The organism is Pantoea sp. SIMBA_079 (assembly GCF_046940275.1).
Lineage (GTDB): Bacteria > Pseudomonadota > Gammaproteobacteria > Enterobacterales > Enterobacteriaceae > Pantoea > Pantoea borealis.
In genome coordinates, this window is the sequence record NZ_JAWRYR010000182.1 from 1 (window position 1) to 284 (window position 284).

A 284-nucleotide genomic window follows, 5' to 3' on the forward strand; every position below is an offset into this window, starting at 1 on the left:
TGGTAATGCAGCCCGCGCAGCACGCCCTTGGACGACGACGAGACGTTGCTCTGCACGAAGTTGTTGGGCAGCCCGTGCTGACCGAACCGCTCTGCATTCCAGGTCTCGAAGAAGAAGCCACGTGCATCGCCGAAGACCGCCGGTTCGATCACAACGGCGCCCGGCAGTTTGGTCTCGATGACCTTCAACGCATGACTCCCCGCTGCACGAGCGACACCAGATACTGGCCGTAGCCGTTCTTGGACAGCGGCCTGGCGAGCGCCAATAGCTGCTCCGCGTCGATC

The 284-nt window shown here is 62.7% G+C and carries 1 protein-coding gene; it reads right to left on the reverse strand.

Going from position 1 to position 284, the window contains the following annotated elements:
* Nucleotides 1-188: dTDP-4-dehydrorhamnose 3,5-epimerase family protein (locus SB719_RS19630; RefSeq protein WP_412159664.1), on the reverse strand; the 188-nt coding region annotated here is incomplete at its 3' end.
* Nucleotides 189-284 lie beyond the last annotated feature (96 nt).